The following is a 19,498-nucleotide window of genomic DNA, read 5'->3' as shown; positions in this document are numbered from 1 at the left end:
TGCGGGAAAAACACAAGGCACCGAAGCGATGGAGATATCCTTAAGAAGCCGCGCGCCGTTCTGCAAGCCTTACTGAATTGTAACGGCGAAAGGCTTTGAAAAGCCTAAATCGGTTCCTACCTCAGCCATCACGCGGCAAACGCCGCATCAGATGATTAGGAGGCAGGACAATGTCACCCGAAGAACGCCAATTGCTGACCGCCCTCTTCGACCGCGTACGCACCGCCGCGGCCACGCCGCGCGACCGCGAGGCCGAAGCCCTGATCGACCAGGCGACACGCGAACAGCCCTCCGCCACCTATTATCTGGCCCAGGCCGTCATCGTTCAGGAAAAGGGGCTGGAGGCGGCCGCCAATCATATCAAGGAACTCGAAGAGCATGTCCGCCAGATGGAAGCCGGCGCGAGCGAACACCGCCAGGCCGAACAGGGCGGCGGCTTCCTGAGCTCGATCTTCGGCAACACCCAGACGCAACAGCCGGCCCCAGTTCCCTCCAATCCTGGCCCTTCCAATCCAGGTCCCTGGGGCCAGCAGTCCCGCGGCTATGACGATCCCCGCGGCGACGGCAATGCCCACCAGACGCAGCAGCAGCCGACCGGCCCCTGGACGCAGCAGGCCGATGCACCGTCGGCCGGCGGCAGCTTCCTGCGCGGCGCGCTCGGCACGGCGGCGGGCGTTGCCGGCGGCATGCTGCTTGCCAATTCGCTGAGCGGCATCTTCGGCAACCACATGTCCTCGCTCGGCTGGGGCTCGCCCTTCGGCGCCAATCCCGTCGGCAATGCCACTGCGCCGACCGAGGAAACCGTCATCAACAACTATTACGGCAATGACGACACCCGCCAGGCCTCGGACAATGTCGACGACAAGGACAACGACAACGGCAACTTGCAGCAGGCCGACTATGACGACAGCGACGATTCCGCCGACGACTCGTCCGGCAACGACGTCACGGATGTGTGAGATCTAGCGGCCGGAGAATGGGCGGCAGTTGGTTTTACATTGCCCCACCGTCGCCCGGCCCTTCGCTTGGGCTCAGGGCGTTCGCTGCTGCAATCGATTCACCGGATCGATTGCTCGGGCTGCGCCCGACCGCGGCTCACCCACGGCCGCGGTAGGTGGCAACGCCCTGTTCCGGCAACCACACGCCCTCCGGCGGCTTGCCCGTCTGCCAGAAGACATCGATGGGGATGCCGCCGCGCGGATACCAATAGGCGCCGATCCTGAGCCACCGGGGATCGAGCAGTTCGACGATGCGCTTGGCGATGTAGACCGAACAATCCTCGTGGAAAGCGCCGTGATTGCGGAAGGAATGCAGGAAGAGCTTCAGCGATTTCGATTCCACCAGCCATTCGCCCGGAATATAGTCGATGACGATATGGGCGAAATCCGGCTGCCCGGTCATCGGGCAGAGCGAGGTGAATTCCGGCGCGGTGAAGCGCACGACGTAATCGGTGCCGGCATGGTTGGACGGCACTTTTTCAAGCACCGCCTCCTCTGGCGCTCGCGCGGTTTCGGTTTGCTGACCCAGCATCGACAGGCTGGAAACATCGGTACTCGGCATCATGCCTCCTTGACGACTTTGACGCGGATGCCGTGAGCCTTTTCGCCCTCCGGTTCCACATGAATTGCGATAGTGGCGCCCTCGTGCACCGCCCTGATGGCATCCTCAAGGCGGTCGCATATATCATGCGCCTGCCGCACCGACATCCCGCCGGGCACTACCATGTGGAAATCGATGAAGGTGACGGTGCCCGCCCGCCTCGTTTTCAAGTCATGCACGCCGACCGAGCCCGCCGCATGGGTGGCGATCGCCTGCTTGATCGCCTCCTCCTCCTGCGGCTCGACCGCCTGGTCCATCAGCCCGCCGATCGATTGCGAGATCACCTTCCAGCCCTGATAGAGGATGTTGACGGCAACGAGAATGGCAAGCACCGGGTCGAAGATCGCATAACCCGTTGCCAGCGCCAGCAGCAGGCCGACGAGCACGCCGACGGAGGTCACGACGTCGGACATGATATGCTGCCCATCCGCCGTCAGCGCCGCTGAGCGATGTCTGCGTCCGGTTCTGATCAGCAATCGCGCCCAGATCGCATTGATGACACCGGCTGCGAAGTTGATCGCAAGGCCGAGCACGGGTGCATCCAGCATGCGTGGCTCGGCGAGATAACCAACCGCCTCGTTGACGATCAGCAGGGCAGCGACGACGATCAGCACGCCCTCGGTGACAGCTGACAGATATTCCGCCTTGTGATGACCGAAGGGATGGTCGTGATCGGCCGGCTTCTGCGCATAGCGGATGACGAAGAAGGCGATGAAGGCTGCAACGACATTGACCGATGATTCGAGCCCGTCCGACAGCAAAGCCACCGATCCGGTGACCCACCAGGCCACCATCTTCAGGCCCATGACGCCGAGCGACAGCGGAATGCCCCACATCGCTAGCTTGCGAACCGTAAGATCGCCGTTGTCACTCATATCGTTCCCCTGCGGTTGCGAATGAATTGCAGCTTTCAAGCCGTTGAAACGCAAAACCGCCCACGCGAATGTCGCGCAGGCGGTTCAGTTGATGGTGATATGGGGGAAGAGAGCAGATTTGTCAAAGGGGAATGAGACTCCCTTCCGCGCGACTCAAGGAGCGGGGTCGGCGAGAACAATTTGCGGCCAGCGCAAGAGCGCGGCCTGCCCTTCAGGCGTCAGCGTATAAACGCCCTTCTCCCTGCGTTCGAACCAGCCATAAAAGTTGTCGCGTAGAATCGGGCCGGCGTTGGGCGCAAGCGCCTTCATATCGCGCGGCCGCATCAACCCCTTGTCGAGCGCGGCGGCGCAGACGAGCGCCTGCTGGCGATAGGCCGTCATGATCGGTGCCCGCGTACTGCCGCCGACGGCGGGATCGCCGCGGCGGCGCTGATGCTCCTTGACGAGGCGCGTCCGCCGCTTCGGACTGGTGCGCGGCATAGGAGAGACCGAGCTGACGATGACACTGACCTCGCCACTATCGGAAACGCCGAGCATGCCAATACCGAGCCGCCGGCAGAGGTCGCGGTAACGTTTGTCGGCCTCCCGCCCTCGGCCTTTGGCAGACACGCGAGCCGCGACCCAGACTTCATCGCTCATCGCCGCGCGATCGACCGCCTGGAGAAGCAGTTCGAGGTTGAAGGAGAGTTTCAATTCGCAGACCACCACGACCGGCGGCTCGGCACCGCTCAAGCCGACGAGATCGCATCCGCCGACCTCGCCCTTCACGACATAACCGGCCGCCTCCAGGAAGGTTTTGACCGGCAGGTAGAGCGACGTCTCCATGGTGAAAACGGCGCCTCAGGCGGCGTTGAGATCGGCAATCTCGCCATATCGTGCAAGCAATCGCGGCGACGACATGTCGCCGGTCTCCTCGTCGACGATCACTGCATAGGCCGCTACGCCGACGAAACGTTCAGCCATCGCCGAAGCGATCTTTTCCGCGCTGACGGAGTTCGATGCCTGGCGCATTTCGCCGGGCACGAGATTGCCGCGGTTCTTGCGGTAAGGGAGAACGATGAACTTTTCAGCATTGGCCACGGCGATAGGTTCCAGTTGATCGTTCTTGAAATGTTCTGATTTGCCTGAAGAAGTCAAGTCGCGGCTCGACGGCCTGATGGCTGGCCCTTCCCACAGCAGGAAGGGCCTGGCGAAATTGCGGTCAGGCAGCCTTGGTCTTCACTTTGCGCGCCAGATGCGCCACGACATTTTCGATCATCCGCATCCCGGCATCGCCGCCGAGAGTCATGATCGACTCCGGATGGAACTGCACCGCGGCGATCGGTTCCTTGGCGTGTTCGATGCCCATGATCGTGCCGTCGTCGCTTTCCGCCGTGATGATGAACTCACGCGGCAGCGTCGAGGGATCGGCGAAGATCGAGTGGTAGCGGCCGACCGTCACCTCCTTGGCAAGGCCGGAGAAGACGATGCCCGGTTCCAGCACTCGGATGCGCGAGGGCTTGCCGTGCATCGGCAGCGCCAAATGGCGCAGTTCCCCGCCATAGGCTTCGGCGAGCGCCTGCAGACCGAGGCAGACGCCGAAGATCGGCAGGTTGCGCGCCCGTGCCTTCTTGATCGTCGCCTTGCAGTCGAAATCCTTGGGCGTTCCGGGTCCGGGCGACAGCACGACGAGGTCTGGGTTCAGCCGGTCGAAGATTTCCTCCGGCACCGGCGTGCGCACGGTCGAAACCGTCGCCCCCGTCTGGCGGAAGTAATTGGCGAGCGTGTGGACGAAGCTGTCTTCGTGATCGACGAGCAGGATGCTGACGCCCTTGCCGACGCTCGCAACGTCGCGCTGGACCCTGCCGGAATTGCCCGTCTTGGCGTCTCGGATGGCGGAAAGCATGGCTGAGGCCTTCAGTTCTGTTTCGGCTTCTTCTTCGTCAGGAATGGAATCGTTGAGCAGCGTCGCGCCGGCGCGCACCTCGGCTATACCATCCTTGATGCGCACGGTGCGCAGCGTCAGGCCGGTGTTCATGTCGCCGTTGAAGCCGACCATGCCGATCGCCCCACCATACCATGCGCGTGGGCTCTTTTCATGGCTCTCGATGAAGCGCATCGCCCAGAGCTTCGGGGCGCCGGTGACGGTGACGGCCCAGGCGTGGCTGAGGAAACCGTCGAAGGCGTCCATATCGTCGCGCAGCCGCCCTTCGATATGATCGACCGTGTGGATGAGGCGCGAATACATCTCGATCTGCCGGCGGCCGATCACCTTGACCGAACCCGGTTCGCAGACACGGCTTTTGTCGTTGCGGTCGACATCCGAGCACATAGTCAGCTCGGACTCGTCCTTCTTCGAATTCAAAAGCTTCAGAATCTGCTCGCTGTCGGCGATCGGGTCGTCGCCGCGCTTGATCGTGCCCGAAATCGGGCAGGTCTCGATGCGACGGCCGGAAACGCGGACGAACATTTCGGGCGAGGCGCCGACCAGATATTCCTGATGGCCGAGATTGATGAAGAAGGAATAGGGCGACGGATTGATCGCCTTCAGCCGCTTTGAAATGTCGGACGGCTTGCTATCGCAGCGCTCCATGAATTTCTGCCCGGGCACGACTTCGAAAAGGTCGCCCTTGCGGAAACTTTCCTTCGCCTTGGTGACGAGCTCGGCATATTCGCCCGGCCGGTGATCGCTCTTCGGCGGAATGGCATCCGTGTGTTTGAAGGGCTCGGCTGCGATATCTTGGGCCTTGCCCTCGGTCGTCACGCCGCCTTTTTCGAAGTCGTAACGGTCGACCCAGGCCTTGGCGGCGTAGTTGTCGACGACGAGGATCTCGTCGGGCAGGTAGAGCACCATGTCGCGCTGGTCGGAGGGGCGCGTCAGCTTCAGATCGATCGCGTCGAATTGGAAGGCGATGTCGTATCCGAAGGCGCCGTAAAACCCGAGGCTCGCATCCGCCTGCGAATAAAACAGGTCGGTGACGGCGCGCAGCACGGTGAAGACCGTCGGCATCTTCGAGCGTTCTTCCTCGGTGAACACCCGCTCCGGCGTCTTGACGGTGAGGTCGAGGCGGCGGGCCGAGGAAGCGCCGAGCACGATGTCGGACACTGTCTTCAGCCGCTCGGTCACGAAGCCGAGGATCACCTCGCCGCGTTCGTTATAGGCCTCGATCCAAACGTCGCGCCCGAAGGAAGAGATGCCGAGCGGCGGATCGACGACGGCGGTATCCCAGCGCGTATAGCGGCCCGGATATTCGTAGTTCGACGAAAACACCGCGCCGCGGCGCGCGTCGAGCTTGTCGACATAGGAAGAGACCGCATCGCCGTAGGGGATCGCCCGCCGCTGCCGCGTGACTGATATGCCGCCCTTGGTCTCGTAGATTTCCGCACCATCATCCCGCAGGATCGTTACCATTGTTCCACTCCGTTATCGGGGCCCGGACGACAGGCGGCCATAAAACAAAAAAAGCCGCCTCGAAGTTTCGGGCGGCTCACTCGTCGTCTTTGAACACGATTGATCGAGGCCGCCTTAGCGAACCCACCACCAAACTGCAATGTTCAAGGACTTGATCATGGAAAAAATTGTTAGCCTGAGATCAGCCATTGCGCAAGAGGCGAATGCGGGAATGAAAAAGGGCGGCCCGAAAGCCGCCCCTCCCCAGCCTTGAAGGCGTGATCGCGATCAGAAAGTCTTGGTGATCGAGACCTTGAACGTACGGCCCGGCTCCGAATACCACTCCCGCGGCTGGGACGCCGTCACCGAGCTCAGATTGACCTCGCGCACGGCGAGCGCGTTGTAATGTTCCTGATCAAAGATGTTGTAGACGCCTGCCTGCACGCGCAGGCCCGGCACCTGTTCCGGCGTCCACCAGCCAGTCAGGTCGACGATTGCGTAGCCGGGCGCATCGAAGGTCGTGTCGTTGGTGTTGCTGACGGGCGTATCGAGATGGTCGGTGAGCATGCCGGCCGACAGCGTCGAGGAAAGGTCGAAGCCGAAATTCTCGTTGCTCCAGCCGCCGCCGACGATCGCTTTGAACGGTGCCACCGAGCGTAGGCGCTGAGTGATTTCTTCATTTCTGCCATATGCATAGGCAAGTGACGCATGCAGATTTATGCCGTTATTGAATGTCTTGGCGGCGCTGGCTTCAATACCGGAGATCGTGGCCGCAGACACGTTCGTGTAGTTGAATTCCGTAAAGCCGGTGGCGTCGACGCTCGTCACCGTCTCGATAAAATTCTGGTAGCGGGTGTGGAAGGCCGCAATCCGACCGGTAAAATCGCCCGTGTCAAAATTAGCGCCGATTTCGACACCGCGGCCGATTTCGGGTTCCAGATCGGGATTGCCGAGCTGGGCGTAGCGGCCCGTCGGGTTGTAGAAGCGGCTGTAGAGTTCGTCCACAGTGGGTGCGCGGAAGCCGACTGCCAACTGCATATAGAGCTGCACGTCAGGCGTCAGCTCGTATGTCGCAAGAATCTTCGGCGACAAGCCGGCTTCCGTTCGGTCGTTCAGGTCCCCGAAACGGGTAAGCCCGGTATTGCTTGCGAAACTCCCGCCGGTCGAGGGATTGTAGTTGAACCAGTCGAAGCGGAAGCCGGGTGTCAGCGCGAAGCCGGTATTGCCGATTTCGATCTTGTCTTCGACGGTCAGCCCAAGATTCTGGCTGTCGACATTGGGCACTTCCGCCTGGTTGTTCAGCGACGGGCAGGTCGTCGATGTCGGGCAAAGGGCCCAGCTATACTGGCTCCAGCTCGAAACGGCGACGTCGAGGCCCACCCGAACGGAGTGGCTGAGACCGGAATATTCGAAATCCTTCGTTGCCGTGCCACTGAAACCCCAGGTTTCGTTTTCAATCTCGTTGTTACGACCATAGGCCACATTGGCAGTCGTACGGCCCCTGCTGCCGGCTTCCTTCTTCAAATCCAGCCAGTAGAGCGTGGCACGCGCACTGCTGAAGAACGCGTCGGAGGACTGCGATTCATAATCATAATCGAGCGATACGCGATCGCGGTCACGCAGTTCGCGACCGTCATAATTGTCGATCATGAAGTTGCGAGGACTGGTGCCTCCCTGGAGTTGGCGCAGGTCGATCTTAAGATCGCGGCGGATTCGTTCCGCTGTCAAGCCGATGCGATGGCCGCCTTCCAGCTCCTGGCGTAGTTTGAAGAGCAGGTTGTTCTGATCGAAATCAGCCGGATTCGCCTCGGTGCGAAGAGCACCGTAGCTGTCGTTGTCGCCCATATTGTCGCGTTCATGGCCCTTGCGGTAGCCGCCCTGAAAGAGGATCGACGTGTTGCCGACCTTCTTGGCAGCGGCGGCCGAGCCGGAAATGCTGCGGTCTTCGCTGTCATAGGTCGATTTGACGATCGCACCCCAATCGCGGCCTTCGGGAATAAGATCCTCCGGCTCCAGCGTATTGAGAACGATTGCGCCGCCGAGCATGCCGGAACCGCCCTTGCTCGAATCCGCACCGCGCACGATATCGAGCGAGGACAGTGAATCGAAATCGAAGGTGTCGCCGCCGCCGTTGGCGTTGGCTGGCGCAAAGGCACCCTGGCGCGAGCTGTTCGAAATATAAGGTATCGGAATGCCGTCGATGGTGGTCAGGATGCGAGCGCCGGAAAGGCCGCGTAGGTTGAAGCCTGCGTCACCACGCGAATAATTTACGCCTGCATCGACGCTGCGGCCGATATCGTCAAAATTGGTGACCTGCTTTTCTTCGAGCTGCTTGGCAGTGATCTCGGTGGCAAGCGGCGTATCGGCGACGCTGCCCGGCGCCACGCGTTTGCCCTTGACGACGATCTTCTGCAGGACAGTGCTGTCCTCCGCCGTGGCTTGCGGCGCGGTTGCCGGAGCGCTTTGCGCGAAAGACTGCGAAACAGGAAGAACAACTGTGGCTGCGGTGCAGACCAATAGAACCGAACGCCAATGCCGGACGATCATAACCTACCCTCTTAATGATGATTACCGGGCTGGCTGGTCGTGGCGTGTTGCACGCTCGAGGGGCTGGCTGGGCTTTTGCGGATGAAGACGAAGTAGAACTCCGCCTTCTTTTCGCCGCATAAAAAACATGAGCGGTATTGTCAACATAAGTCGCCGGTTTATGTTGAATACACCTATCAAGTTTTAGCGATCTTCAAGGACGTTGCACAATTGCAACGAAAAACGCCCTCATGCGTTGTCTTTAACCACGGATATGAGGAATCGGACGCGTTGAGAAAACTTTCGACATTGGCGATCCTTCTCGCCGCAACCGCCTTTCTTGCCGGCGCCCGCCTGCCCCCGCAAGGCCCAATGCCCGAACCTCGGCCAGATGCCGGACAGGCGACCAACCCCACCTCCCCGTCCTCGGAAAAGGCGGAGCCGCCCGCGCCCGAAGAGGTCCCGGCCCCTCAGCCGAAACCCGATCTAAAGGATCCGGAGACACCGGCATCGAGCCCGCCGCCAACGCCGCAGGCCGCACCGTCAAAGCCCGGACCGACAGAGCCGATGCAAGGTCCGCCCCGGCCGCCGGGCAGCCCCGAAAGCTCGCAGCCGCCGACCGAAGAGCAGACACTTGAAGAGCAACAACTGACGATAGAACCTGAAAGCGATGCCGAGCATGCCGAATGCACGGCCGCCCTTCAGTCCCTGGGCGTCGTCTTCAAGGACACGCCGCGCATCGACGACGGTAACGGCTGCGGCATCGACAAGCCGATCATCGTCTCCGAAGCCCTGCCCGGCATCAAGCTGAAGCCGGAGGCGACGATCCGCTGCCCGGCAGCCCTTGCCCTTGCCCGCTGGATGAAGGACAGCGTCATCCCGGCGGCCTCCGCCGCCCTGCCGGAGCAGGGCCGCATCACCACCGTCAACCAGGCAACGTCCTATATGTGCCGCCTGCGCAATGGCGCCGGAACCGGCAAGATCTCCGAACATGCCCGCGGCAACGCCATCGATATCGCGAGCTTCCATTTCGAAAAGGGTGAGGATGTCGCCGTCCGCTCCCGTCGCGAGGATTCGACCCTCACCGGCGCCTTCCAGCGCACCGTCAGCGCCGCCGGCTGCCTCTATTTTACCACCGTCCTAGACCCCGAAAGCGACGCTGCCCACGAAACGCATTTCCATCTCGACGTCATCGAGAGGAAGGGTGGCTATCGTTATTGCCACTGATGATTTCAGCGGTAGAAGCTTGCCGTCAAGCGAGAGCTGGCCAGGAACGAAGACGGCGCGGCATCCCCTCTTCTCCCCCTCGGGGAGAAGGTGCCGGCAGGCGGATGAGGGGGCCACACGCAACGCCGCTTCAGTATTAGTCTATAAACACCACGCCGCCGGCAACGCTATTTCCAGCGCCCTGAACATGGCCGAGACGATGCCAGCGCGGTGGAAACCAGCATATGTTAAGAGACCGGTTTCGCGGCCCCCTCATCCGCCCTACGGGCACCTTCTCCCCGAGGGGAGAAGAGGGAATCGAGAGGCCGCGTCCTGTCCCTTCACCACGCCCAATCAGAACAATCCCTCGATATAACCTTGGTCGTTCAAGAAAATCCGTTCCGCCGACGGTGATTTCGGCAAACCCGGCATCGTCATGATCTCGCCGGTGATGGCGACGACGAAGCCCGCTCCCGCCGAAAGCCGCACCTCTCGCACGGTGACGATGTGGCCTTCCGGCGCGCCACGCAGGTTCGGATCGGTGGAGAAGGAATATTGCGTCTTCGCCATGCAGATCGGCAGCTTGCCGTAACCCTGCTCCTCCCATGTCTGCAACTGGTCGCGCACCGCCTTGTCGGCCGTCACCTCGCCGGCGTGATAGATCTTCGAGGCGACGATCTCGATCTTCTCGAACAGCGAAAGATCGTCGCCGTAAAGCGGCTGGAATTTCGCCTGCCCGGATTCGGCCAGTTCAACCACCTTGTGCGCCAGTTCCTCGATGCCGGCCGAACCTTTCGCCCAATGATGGCAGAGGATCGCCTCGGCGCCGAGCCTCGAGACGAATTCCTTGACCGCCGCGATCTCTGCCTCGGTATCCGAGACGAAATGGTTGATCGCCACGACGACGGGCACGCCGAAACGGCGCACATTGGCGACGTGCCGGCCAAGATTGGCGCAGCCCTTCTTCAGTGCGACGACATCCTCCGTGCCGAGATCTTCCTTCTTCACCCCGCCATTCATCTTCAGCGCCCTGACCGTCGCGACGATGACGGCCGCATCCGGCTTCAGCCCCGCCTTGCGGCATTTGATGTCGAAGAATTTCTCCGCTCCGAGATCGGCGCCGAAGCCTGCTTCCGTCACCACATAGTCGCCGAGCTTCAGCGCCGTCTTCGTCGCCGTTACCGAATTGCAGCCATGGGCGATGTTGGCGAAAGGCCCGCCATGCACGAAGGCCGGATTGTTCTCCAGCGTCTGCACCAGGTTCGGCTGCATCGCATCTTTCAACAGCACCGCCATGGCGCCGTCGGCTTTCAGGTCGCGCGCCTGCACCGGCGTCCTGTCGAAACGATAGCCGATGATGATGTCGCCGAGCCGCCGCTCCAGATCCTTGAGATCGGTGGCAAGGCAGAGGATCGCCATCACCTCGGAGGCGACGGTGATGTCGAACCCGCCCTGGCGCGGGAACCCGTTGGCGACGCCGCCGAGCGAGGAGACCATACTGCGGAGCGCCCGATCGTTCATGTCCATGACCCGCCGCCAGGTGATGCGGCGGATGTCGATATTCTCTTCGTTGCCCCAGTAGATGTGGTTGTCGACCATCGCCGCCAGCAGATTGTGCGCCGATGTGATCGCATGGAAATCGCCGGTGAAATGCAGGTTGATGTCTTCCATCGGCACGACCTGCGCATAACCGCCGCCGGCCGCGCCGCCCTTGACGCCGAAGCAGGGACCGAGCGAGGCCTCGCGTATGCAGACAACAGCTTTCTTGCCGATCCGGTTCAGCCCGTCGCCGAGCCCGACGGTGGTGGTCGTCTTGCCCTCGCCCGCCGGTGTCGGATTGATCGCGGTGACGAGGATCAGCTTGCCGTCCTTCTTGCCCGCCTGCGCGGCGATGAACTCGGCGCTGACCTTCGCCTTGTCGTGACCATAGGGAACGAGCTGCTCGACCGGAATGCCCAGTTTCGCCCCGATTTCGAAGATCGGCTTTTTGGCCGCGGCGCGCGCGATTTCGATATCGGATTTGATTGATGGCATGGATGTTCCCCCATCCGACCTCCGCGGCAGCGGAGTCGTTGCTTCTCTTCATCGAGATAGCGAAATATCGGCGGGGTGTGAATAGCGCCACGCCTTGCGGCCGCTAAACGGGCAACACGAGGCGCCTTCGGAGCTTAAACAAACGGCAGCTCGACGCAAAACGCCGAGCTATCCTCTTTCACGTCCTGAAATCAATTGACCGAAACAGCAACAGGAACGATCTCTGCCTCAGCTTTTCTCGGGCATCGAAGGCTTTCCTTCGCCTCCGGCCCACAGACATGCAAGCCGGGCTCTTCATCATAAGGGATGATACCATTGATGATGCCAAGCTTGAGCGCCTCAGTAGGAAGTATGATACTTCCTCGCTCGGTTGATGTGGCGGGCATCATCGTCTCGTATGTCTCGGCATTGACGCCCATCTCGTCGAAATAAGCGAAAAATGTCGTATATTCAGTCGTTGTGGGCCTAACGACGCCGATCGCAGAATATCCGACAAGCCGCGGCGTTCCGCTCATCAGGACAAGAGTACAGGTCGAAAGGCAGTACGCCCGCCCGGCAAAGACTTCGCCCTCGGTCCGTCCGCTTTTGGCAATGCTGGCTTTGCAACGCGGATCCAGCTTTGGACAATTGGGCAACTGCGTTCTGCCAATCGAGGTCTCCAGACCTGCAGCACGGATCATACGCCCCATCGCGAAAGCCGCGTCCATGTCCCCGCCATTAGACTGAAGGACGATCGGCAGCTTTCTGTCGCCGAGCGCCGTCAACATTACCTTCAGCCGAGCCGGCGTATCCGGCGTGATCTCTCCATCCGCAGAAATCCACTGCGTGCATTCTTCCTGGCAGTTGCCATTGGACATCAGGAGGAAGTCCATCGGCCGGGTTTTCGGCAGACTCCCGCTTGTGACTGCAGCCGCATCCTGCACGGGCGCATCAGATACCGGCGTCTTAGATACAGGCGCCTTAGATACAGGCGCCTCAGCCACAGGCGCTTCGGCTGCCGGATGGCTGTGACAGACAGCATCGGCCGCTGCATCCGGCGCGCAGAGCGGCATCCCGGGCCACTCATTGTAAGCCAGCATGTCCGTCGAAAGCCCCATTCGAAGTGCGTCTGCCGGCGCTACGATGTTGATGCTATCAGGCGTGGCGCTCATCATCAGACCAATCAGATCCTCACTGACACCCATTTCTTTCAAATAGGCCGTCAAGGCAGCGGTGGCCTTCTTTCCAAGTTTGGTGGAACTGCTCCGCCCCGCCACCTTGCGTCCGACCTCCTTGCGGGAGGTCTCCTTTTTCTTGCCGTTCACGATCTTGTATTCGATGCGATAGGAAACACGCACCTTGCTGTAGACGGTCGTGATTTGGTGGACGCCGATAAAGGCCCATTGCGATGCGACACGCGACGTACCGCCGGCAAACGCCAGCGGACAAGCAGAAAAGCAGTATGCACCGGACGAATAGGTGTAACCGACCGCGCTACCGTCCTTGGCAATAGCGGCTTGGCAGCGCGTATCCCCAGCCGGGCAATCGTTGAGCCGCGTGCCGCCGACAGCCGTTTCCAGCCCGGCCTTGCGGATCATCCGGCCCATCGCATAAGCGGCATCGACGTCGCCACCCTCGGAACGGAAAACGACAGGCAATTTACGGCCGCCGATCTTCTTGAGTATTTTTCTCAGCCGCGCGGGCGTATCGGACGTTATGCGCCCCTCCGCCGATACCCATTCCGGACAGTTTTCCTGGCAGAGATGACTACGCACGAGGATGAAGCTCATCGGCGGCTGCACCGCCTTCTTCTCCCCGGCAGCCTGCGAGGTTGCCACTCCGATCGGCAAGGTCAAAAGGAGAAAAACAAGTAATAATCGGGAAAATAGAGACTTCACCAAAAAGGAAGCTGCAAAGCGCACGATTAAATTGCCTCAGTTGTACTGAGCATACGATTAGCAATTGAATTCACTGCCAGCAAGTCGGATTTCGCCGCCTGCTGCCGTCTTCTTATCTCTGTTCTCTCACCGCAATCAGGCCGACATGGCGACCCGCTGCGGCCGCGTCCACGCAGTTCAACTGCTCCAGCGCAAAGCGCTGCAGGTAGACCGGTCCACCGCCTTTGCGCCCATGCCGGGAGAGACTAGAGTTTTCCCCCGAAACTCTCCCAAGTGATTCTCTCCTTGCCCGGCTGCGCAAGACCATTGCTGCGCTGCCATGAAAGAACTCAAAGATACCGCAACGCTATTTTCGCAAGTCGAAACTCAACCGAAGCGCGAATTGCCGTGGCTAATTTTTCACAATTCGAATGAATCGGCTTGCGTTAGGTCAATTGGGGCTAGCATCCCGCAGATTTTCTGTATTTGATAGCGGTAACATTGGGGCTGCGGGGGGCGTACAAATGTCTTACATGACCACCTCTGAAAGACAGTCATTGCTTTCGGTAGAACTTTCGACCGCACGAACGCGCAACCTGTTTGCACAGGCGCTTGGCAGGGTCTCCGCAGCCTTCGGATTGTCGCATGCGACGCTGATGCACGCCCCCTCCCAGGAAGACCTCCTCTTGAAACCCCTGCTGATCGAGAGCTCGCTTCCGGCCGCCTATGTCAGGGAGTTCGACCGCGCCCACATGATGCGCGGCTGCCCTTTCGGCGTAAGGTTAAGGGCGTCTGCCGTGCCGCCGGTCTGGCACCTCAACGACACCTCCAATGGTCAGGCCTTTCCGGCCGAACTTCGTGCCCTGATGTTGCGCCATGCCATACCGGCAGGCGTTGCCATGCCGACCATTGCAGCCGACGGCCAGCGTCTGGTCTTCTGGTTCTGCGGCGAGCGCGCCGCACTCGGCCAGAGCGAGATAAACGAGCTGGCAATGATCATTCTCCATGCACTCGATGCATACAATGCAGTCAAGCGCAACGAGGAATGCGCTCATAACGCGCTCTCGACCCGAGAACTAGAAGTTGTTCGCTGGACTGCACAGGGCAAGACCTCGATCGAAATCGGTCAGATCCTGACGCTCTCGGACCATACGGTGAACGCCTATATGACGAACGCGATCAAAAAACTCGATTGCGTCAACCGTACCCAGTTGGTAGCTAAGGCCATTCGATTGAAGCTGATCAACTGAGGAATCAGAAGAGAGTCGGCACGTCGTCCCGTGATCTGGGGGAATCGTGCCTCTTCACTTCGAACAGCCCGTTATTGACAAGACAGAACAATCCCGCGCCCACATCGGCATCACCGATGCGGAAGTCGTCCAGATGCTTGCTGCCTATCGTCTTTTCGGCTTCTGGCGCATCGACATCGAGACCGGACATTTCTTTGCAAGCGAGGATGTCCACGCGATCTTCGGACTCTCCTACAGCGACGGCCCTGTCAACCTGGCAGAGCTGATGTCGCGCATCCACGAGGAGGACCGCAGCCTGATCGCCCAAACCTTCGAAGAGGCGAGCCTTCACGGCGTCGGCTTCCATTTCGTTTATCGCGTCGACAACCGGCTTGGCGGCTACAAGCTGGTGCGCAGCGTCGGTCGCTTCCGAAACGATGAAAGCGGCGGCGGCATCGTCGGCATCACCTATGAATTCGTCGAGAAACTGCGCATCGTCGGCTTCGAGGACAACACGATACCCCGCTGACTCCAGACGTTTTAGCGGTCAAGCACCGAGCGGATCTCGACGAGGTTCGAGCGCACCCTTAGAATATAGAAGCCCATGGTGGCGAGATGGCTCGGCATGATCCAGCCATCCTCGCGGCCGTTCGAGATGATCGCCGGCTGAATGCGCAGTGCGGCCTGGAACTGCCGCGTCGTGCTGCCCCAGATCGCGCCGAGATTGCGTTCCTGCACCACCTGCGAGAAATCCGCCTGCGCGGCGGCAAGGATGGCATAATAGCCGTAGAGCTGACCGTAGGCGAACCAGAACCGGTCGTCGGCACGGGTATCGAACCAGCCGCGATTGTGGTTTTCCGAGCGCTCGGCGAGCATGTCGGAGGTGCCGCCGAGATCGTTGGCAATACGGTCGATGAACTGCATCAGATTGTCGGCGCGGCCGTCGAAAACGACGTTGCAGAGGGCGAGATCGGTGTTGAATTTGCGCAGGCTGCCGATCGCCGAGCGGTAATAGGAGGGCGTCGGCGTCTTCGGCCCGAAGGGGTTCAGGCCGAAATACCAGCTGTTTTCGTCGAACTGCAGATTGCCGCGCGCGCTCTGCAGGTCGTTGTTGATGCCCGAGGTGCCGCGCACACGCCCGAGCGTATCGACAAGCTCCGCCGAAGTCCGCCGGACCGCCTGGTTGATGCCGCGCTGGAAAGAGGCCTTGTTGTCGAGGAAGGGGGTGTGATCCCAGTCGATGCCGAAGAAGCCCATCTTGTAAAGCAGCATGGAGGAGATCCATGCGTTCTGGTTGACATTGAAATCGGTCAGATCGGCCGCGACGTCGACGATCGCCGAGCGTTGGCAGGTCTTCGGCGCCGTCGCATTGGCGCTCTCGGCGGCCGGCACTTCCTGCCCGGCGGCAACCTTGCGTTCGGAAAGCCGGTACTGATCGACGAAGGCGGGGTTGAAATTCGTCCAGACCTGCGTCTGCAAGAAGAAATAACCGTAGAGTACGACCAGCAGCGCCACGAAAGCGATGACCGGCAGCCGGATCATCCAGCTCCGGCGCTGATACCAGCCGTGCGCGGCAAGAAAGGGCCAGAAGGCCCAGGCGGAAAAAAGGCGGGCCCAGCGGCCGATCGTCTGGCCGATCAGCCTGAAAAAACCGGCTATCCGGTCAAGCATCGTCGTCTCCTGTCAGGCGAGGCGAACATCGGGACATTGCCGCCCCGCTGCATCCCACATATGCGCTCGATGGGCAGAGCACAACACGAGCCCTTCGATTTTTCGGAATGAAAGCATTGCGCAAGAGGGATACTACCCGCGCCCTTGCTGGTCAGGAGCGCAGGAAAGGCAGGCTGAAACGAAAAGACCTGCGCGCCGTGTCGATCAGAGGCGCTCCAGATGTTTCCGGCGGCGGTTCGGCATAGGTCGGAAACCTTCTGGCGAATTCGAGATCGGCGCGGCTCTTGCGCCGCTCCAGATCCTGGGCGACCAGCATGCCCTTCTCGAACAACCTGATCGGTGCCGCGATATCGGGAAAGAGCTCCGGCTTGATCCTCACCTTCATGCCCGGCCGGTCGGTATCGACCTGCGCCTGATAGATGATCAGCCGCTCTTCCACGTCGATCAGCAGCTTGCGCAGCAGCGCGTTGCAGGCGGCGATCCGGCCGTTCAGCGAATCGACAAAGGCCTGGAACAGGCCGATGAAGCGCTCGCGCCGCTGGCTGTCGTCGCGCATCTCGCGCTCGCCGGCGGAAATCCGCTCGGCCTCCGCCTTCAGCGCCCGCCGCTCCGCCTCCATCTGCTCCCAATGCGCCCTGTTGCCATAGACGCCGATACGCCCTTGCGTCGTCAGCGCCTTGGCATTGAGCTCCTTCATCTTGAGGCGAGCGATGTCGATGGAAACGACCAGCCGTCGCCGCTGCTCGACGATATCGACAAGGCTGAGTTCGGCGGCCTTGTGCCGTTCGGTGAGCGCGGCGCGCTGGCCGGCGATCAGCCCCGCGAGCGCGTCCGATTTCGTCAAAAGGTCAAGCAACCGCTCGATGACGGGCGCCTCGCGCACGCGTTCGGTATACATGCGCCACATCCGTTGGCGCGACACCCAGCCGGCCATCTTCTCGCGCAGCGTCAGCCCCCGGAAACTGTCGAGATCGGCTGAAACCTCGGCCGTCAGCCGATCAAGGCAAAAGACCAGCTCGGCCAGTTGAGCGTCGAGCGCCGCAGCATCGGCGATATGGGCCTGGAAGCGGGCATTCTGTTCAAGGAAGACCTCGTCGGCCGACTGTGTTTCGTCGCCGCTGAAGGCGCCGATCGCAGCCACACAATAGGCTCCCTCGCCTGCAATCCTTTCGGCAAGGCTGCCAGCAGCTTCATACTGGCTGTCGAATGACGGGGGTTTGCGCACCAAGCCTCTCCAAGGAATCTCCTGGCCCAAACTAGCCGCTTGCGGCGCCAAAGAAAACAGGCGGTGTCGCCGGCTTCAGACCGGCTCGGCGATCCAGGCACCGTTCATGGCGTCGTCCCAATGCCTGCGGCAGAGCGAGACATATTTCTCGTTTCCGCCGACATCGATCTGCGCGCCTTCGTGCAACACTTTTCCTTCCGCGTCGAGCCGCACGACCATCGTCGCCTTGCGCCCGCAATGGCAGATCGTGCGCACCTCCCGCATCTCATCGGCGATCGCCAGCAGTTCCTGCGAGGCGGGAAACAGCTTGCCCTGGAAATCGGTTCTCAGCCCGTAGACCATCACAGGGATGTTGAGCCTGTCGACGACGCGGGCAAGCTGCCAGACATGGACAGGCGTCATGAAATGCGCCTCGTCGACAAAGATGCAGGAAATCGGCGCGCCCTCGCCACTCAGTCCCTTGATCAACCGGAACAGGTCCTCGTGCGACTCGAAAGGAATGGCGCTCGCCTCCAGCCCGATCCGCGAGCCGATGACGCCCCGACCAGTGCGCTCGTCGAAGGCTGCGATCAGCTGCACCGTGCGCATGCCGCGCTCCTGGTAATTATAGGAGGCCTGCAGCAGCATCGTCGACTTGCCGGCGTTCATCGTCGAGTAGTTGAAATAGAGTTTTGCCATCCGATTTCTCCTTGATCGGCTTCTTGAAAGCTCGGAATGGCAAAGAAAAGCCCCGAGGGAGCGATAATCACAGGAATCCGGCTCGAAAACCGCTGAAAGCCTCGAAAAAAAGCCATTGCCAAAAAATCCGCGGACGTCGCAATCGCATGGGTCGATACGGCGCAAACGCACTGAGGTCGCTTGTCAAACTCGGTTATTGATGGTTGGCTTGGGAACTTAAAGACTGGGAGTCTAAAATGAAAACAACAAGCACGTTCAAACTCGTTACCGCAACTGCCGTCGCCGCCCTCTCCGTTGCGACCGCCGCCTTCGCCGCAGACCCTGACAGCTGCGCCACCGTCCGCTTCGCGGACGTCGGCTGGACGGATATCACCGCCACCACCGCCACCGCATCCGTGATCCTCAAGAGCATCGGCTATGAGACCGACGTCAAGGTTCTCTCGGTCCCGGTCACCTACACGTCGCTGAAGAACAAGGACATCGACATCTTCCTCGGCAACTGGATGCCGACGCAGGAAAAGGACGTCCGTCCCTATATCGACGATAAGTCGGTCGAATCCTTCGGCCCCAACCTCGTCGGCGCCAAGTACACGCTCGCCACCAATGCTAAAGGCGCCGAGCTCGGCATCAAGGACTTCAAGGACATTGCCGCCCACAAGGACGATCTCGACGGCAAGATCTACGGCATAGAGCCCGGCAATGATGGCAACCGCCTCGTTATGGACATGATCGAGAAGAACGAGTTCGGCCTCAAGGATCTGGAAGTCGTCGAGTCCTCAGAGCAGGGCATGCTCGCCCAGGTCGCCCGTGCCGACAAAGCGGGCAAGCCCGTTGTCTTCCTCGGCTGGGAACCCCATCCGATGAACACCAACTTCAAGCTGACCTACCTCACAGGCGGCGACAACGTCTTCGGCCCTGACTTCGGCGGCGCTAAGGTCTTCACCAATGTCCGTGCCGGTTATCTCGACGAATGCCCGAATGTCGGCATGATGTTGAAGAACCTGACGTTCTCCCTCGACATGGAGAACCAGATCATGGGCAAGATCCTCAACGACGGCAAGGAACCGGAAGCTGCGGCTTCCGAATGGCTGAAGGCGAACCCCGCAGCGCTCGAGCCCTGGCTTGCGGGCGTCAAGACCCGCGACGGCAAGGGCGACGCGCTTGCGGCCGCCAAGACCGGCCTCGGCCTCTGATGATACGAACGGGGCGGCTCGCCGCCCCGTTTCATT

16 protein-coding genes are annotated in these 19,498 nt (G+C 60.8%); 5 read left to right on the top strand and 11 right to left on the bottom strand.

Annotation, left to right across the window (positions count from 1 at the left end):
- The first annotated feature begins 170 nt into the window (after positions 1 to 170).
- Positions 171 to 959, top strand: coding sequence for a DUF2076 domain-containing protein (locus B5P46_RS17075; RefSeq protein ID WP_129419684.1), 789 nt, complete (start codon positions 171 to 173; stop codon positions 957 to 959).
- A gap of 136 nt (positions 960 to 1,095) precedes the next feature.
- Here B5P46_RS17075 and queF read toward each other — a convergent pair whose 3' ends face one another.
- From queF to B5P46_RS17040, 6 genes are all read right to left on the bottom strand, one after another.
- The gene (queF, locus tag B5P46_RS17070; protein WP_129420509.1) at positions 1,096 to 1,560 is read right to left on the bottom strand and encodes a preQ(1) synthase; all 465 of its coding nucleotides are present in this window, start codon (positions 1,558 to 1,560) and stop codon (positions 1,096 to 1,098) included.
- On the bottom strand, positions 1,560 to 2,474 hold the full coding sequence (emfA, locus tag B5P46_RS17065) for a CDF family cation efflux transporter EmfA (RefSeq protein WP_129419683.1): 915 nt from the start codon (positions 2,472 to 2,474) through the stop codon (positions 1,560 to 1,562). Before emfA ends, queF begins: the two co-directional genes overlap by 1 nt.
- Before the next feature lie 153 nt (positions 2,475 to 2,627).
- Positions 2,628 to 3,299, bottom strand: coding sequence for a DUF2161 domain-containing phosphodiesterase (locus B5P46_RS17055; protein WP_129419681.1), 672 nt, complete (start codon positions 3,297 to 3,299; stop codon positions 2,628 to 2,630).
- A 15-nt stretch (positions 3,300 to 3,314) separates the two neighbouring features.
- On the bottom strand, positions 3,315 to 3,554 hold the full coding sequence (locus B5P46_RS17050) for a hypothetical protein (protein WP_003561395.1): 240 nt from the start codon (positions 3,552 to 3,554) through the stop codon (positions 3,315 to 3,317).
- Positions 3,555 to 3,675: 121 nt separating this feature from the next.
- Positions 3,676 to 5,865: an anthranilate synthase gene (locus B5P46_RS17045; protein WP_129419680.1), complete on the bottom strand. Its 2,190-nt coding sequence runs from the start codon at positions 5,863 to 5,865 to the stop codon at positions 3,676 to 3,678.
- 267 nt (positions 5,866 to 6,132) lie between these two features.
- On the bottom strand, positions 6,133 to 8,391 hold the full coding sequence (locus B5P46_RS17040) for a TonB-dependent hemoglobin/transferrin/lactoferrin family receptor (protein ID WP_129419679.1): 2,259 nt from the start codon (positions 8,389 to 8,391) through the stop codon (positions 6,133 to 6,135).
- Positions 8,392 to 8,601: 210 nt separating this feature from the next.
- Between B5P46_RS17040 and B5P46_RS17035 the strand changes: the two genes are divergently transcribed.
- Entirely contained in the window at positions 8,602 to 9,597 is a 996-nt protein-coding gene (locus B5P46_RS17035) for an extensin-like domain-containing protein (RefSeq protein ID WP_129419678.1), read from the top strand.
- A gap of 333 nt (positions 9,598 to 9,930) precedes the next feature.
- Here B5P46_RS17035 and B5P46_RS17025 read toward each other — a convergent pair whose 3' ends face one another.
- Both B5P46_RS17025 and B5P46_RS17020 read right to left on the bottom strand, forming a co-directional pair.
- Positions 9,931 to 11,610, bottom strand: a complete 1,680-nt coding sequence (locus tag B5P46_RS17025; RefSeq protein WP_129419676.1) for a formate--tetrahydrofolate ligase — start codon at positions 11,608 to 11,610, stop codon at positions 9,931 to 9,933.
- Between the two features lie 191 nt (positions 11,611 to 11,801).
- The gene (locus tag B5P46_RS17020; RefSeq protein WP_129419675.1) at positions 11,802 to 13,511 is read right to left on the bottom strand and encodes a hypothetical protein; all 1,710 of its coding nucleotides are present in this window, start codon (positions 13,509 to 13,511) and stop codon (positions 11,802 to 11,804) included.
- 479 nt (positions 13,512 to 13,990) lie between these two features.
- Here B5P46_RS17020 and B5P46_RS17015 point away from each other — a divergent pair, with 479 nt between their 5' ends.
- Together B5P46_RS17015 and B5P46_RS17010 are read left to right on the top strand one after the other, a co-directional pair.
- Positions 13,991 to 14,716, top strand: coding sequence for a helix-turn-helix transcriptional regulator (locus B5P46_RS17015; RefSeq protein ID WP_129419674.1), 726 nt, complete (start codon positions 13,991 to 13,993; stop codon positions 14,714 to 14,716).
- Between the two features lie 46 nt (positions 14,717 to 14,762).
- Entirely contained in the window at positions 14,763 to 15,224 is a 462-nt protein-coding gene (locus B5P46_RS17010; RefSeq protein ID WP_129419673.1) for a PAS domain-containing protein, read from the top strand.
- Positions 15,225 to 15,235: 11 nt separating this feature from the next.
- Here the strand turns inward: B5P46_RS17010 and B5P46_RS17005 are convergent, their stop codons facing one another.
- The 3 genes from B5P46_RS17005 to B5P46_RS16995 all read right to left on the bottom strand — a co-directional run bounded on the left by B5P46_RS17005 (position 15,236) and on the right by B5P46_RS16995 (position 18,269).
- Positions 15,236 to 16,366 (bottom strand): DUF2333 family protein, encoded by a 1,131-nt coding sequence (locus B5P46_RS17005; protein WP_129419672.1) that lies wholly within the window; start codon positions 16,364 to 16,366, stop codon positions 15,236 to 15,238.
- A gap of 151 nt (positions 16,367 to 16,517) precedes the next feature.
- Complete coding sequence (locus B5P46_RS17000; protein WP_129419671.1) at positions 16,518 to 17,591, bottom strand: hypothetical protein; 1,074 nt, start codon at positions 17,589 to 17,591, stop codon at positions 16,518 to 16,520.
- 75 nt (positions 17,592 to 17,666) lie between these two features.
- Positions 17,667 to 18,269 carry a thymidine kinase gene (locus B5P46_RS16995; RefSeq protein WP_062944413.1) on the bottom strand — a complete coding sequence of 201 codons (603 nt, stop codon included), beginning with the start codon at positions 18,267 to 18,269 and terminating at the stop codon, positions 17,667 to 17,669.
- A 236-nt stretch (positions 18,270 to 18,505) separates the two neighbouring features.
- On the opposite strand from B5P46_RS16995, the gene B5P46_RS16990 reads away from it, so the two are divergent.
- Positions 18,506 to 19,462 (top strand): choline ABC transporter substrate-binding protein, encoded by a 957-nt coding sequence (locus B5P46_RS16990; protein ID WP_129419670.1) that lies wholly within the window; start codon positions 18,506 to 18,508, stop codon positions 19,460 to 19,462.
- Positions 19,463 to 19,498 lie beyond the last annotated feature (36 nt).

Origin of the sequence: Rhizobium leguminosarum, assembly GCF_004123835.1 — a bacterium.
In the GTDB taxonomy this organism is placed as follows: domain Bacteria; phylum Pseudomonadota; class Alphaproteobacteria; order Rhizobiales; family Rhizobiaceae; genus Rhizobium; species Rhizobium leguminosarum_M.
Note: the sequence above shows the minus strand (reverse complement) of the source record. Positions and strands in the feature narration are given on the sequence as shown.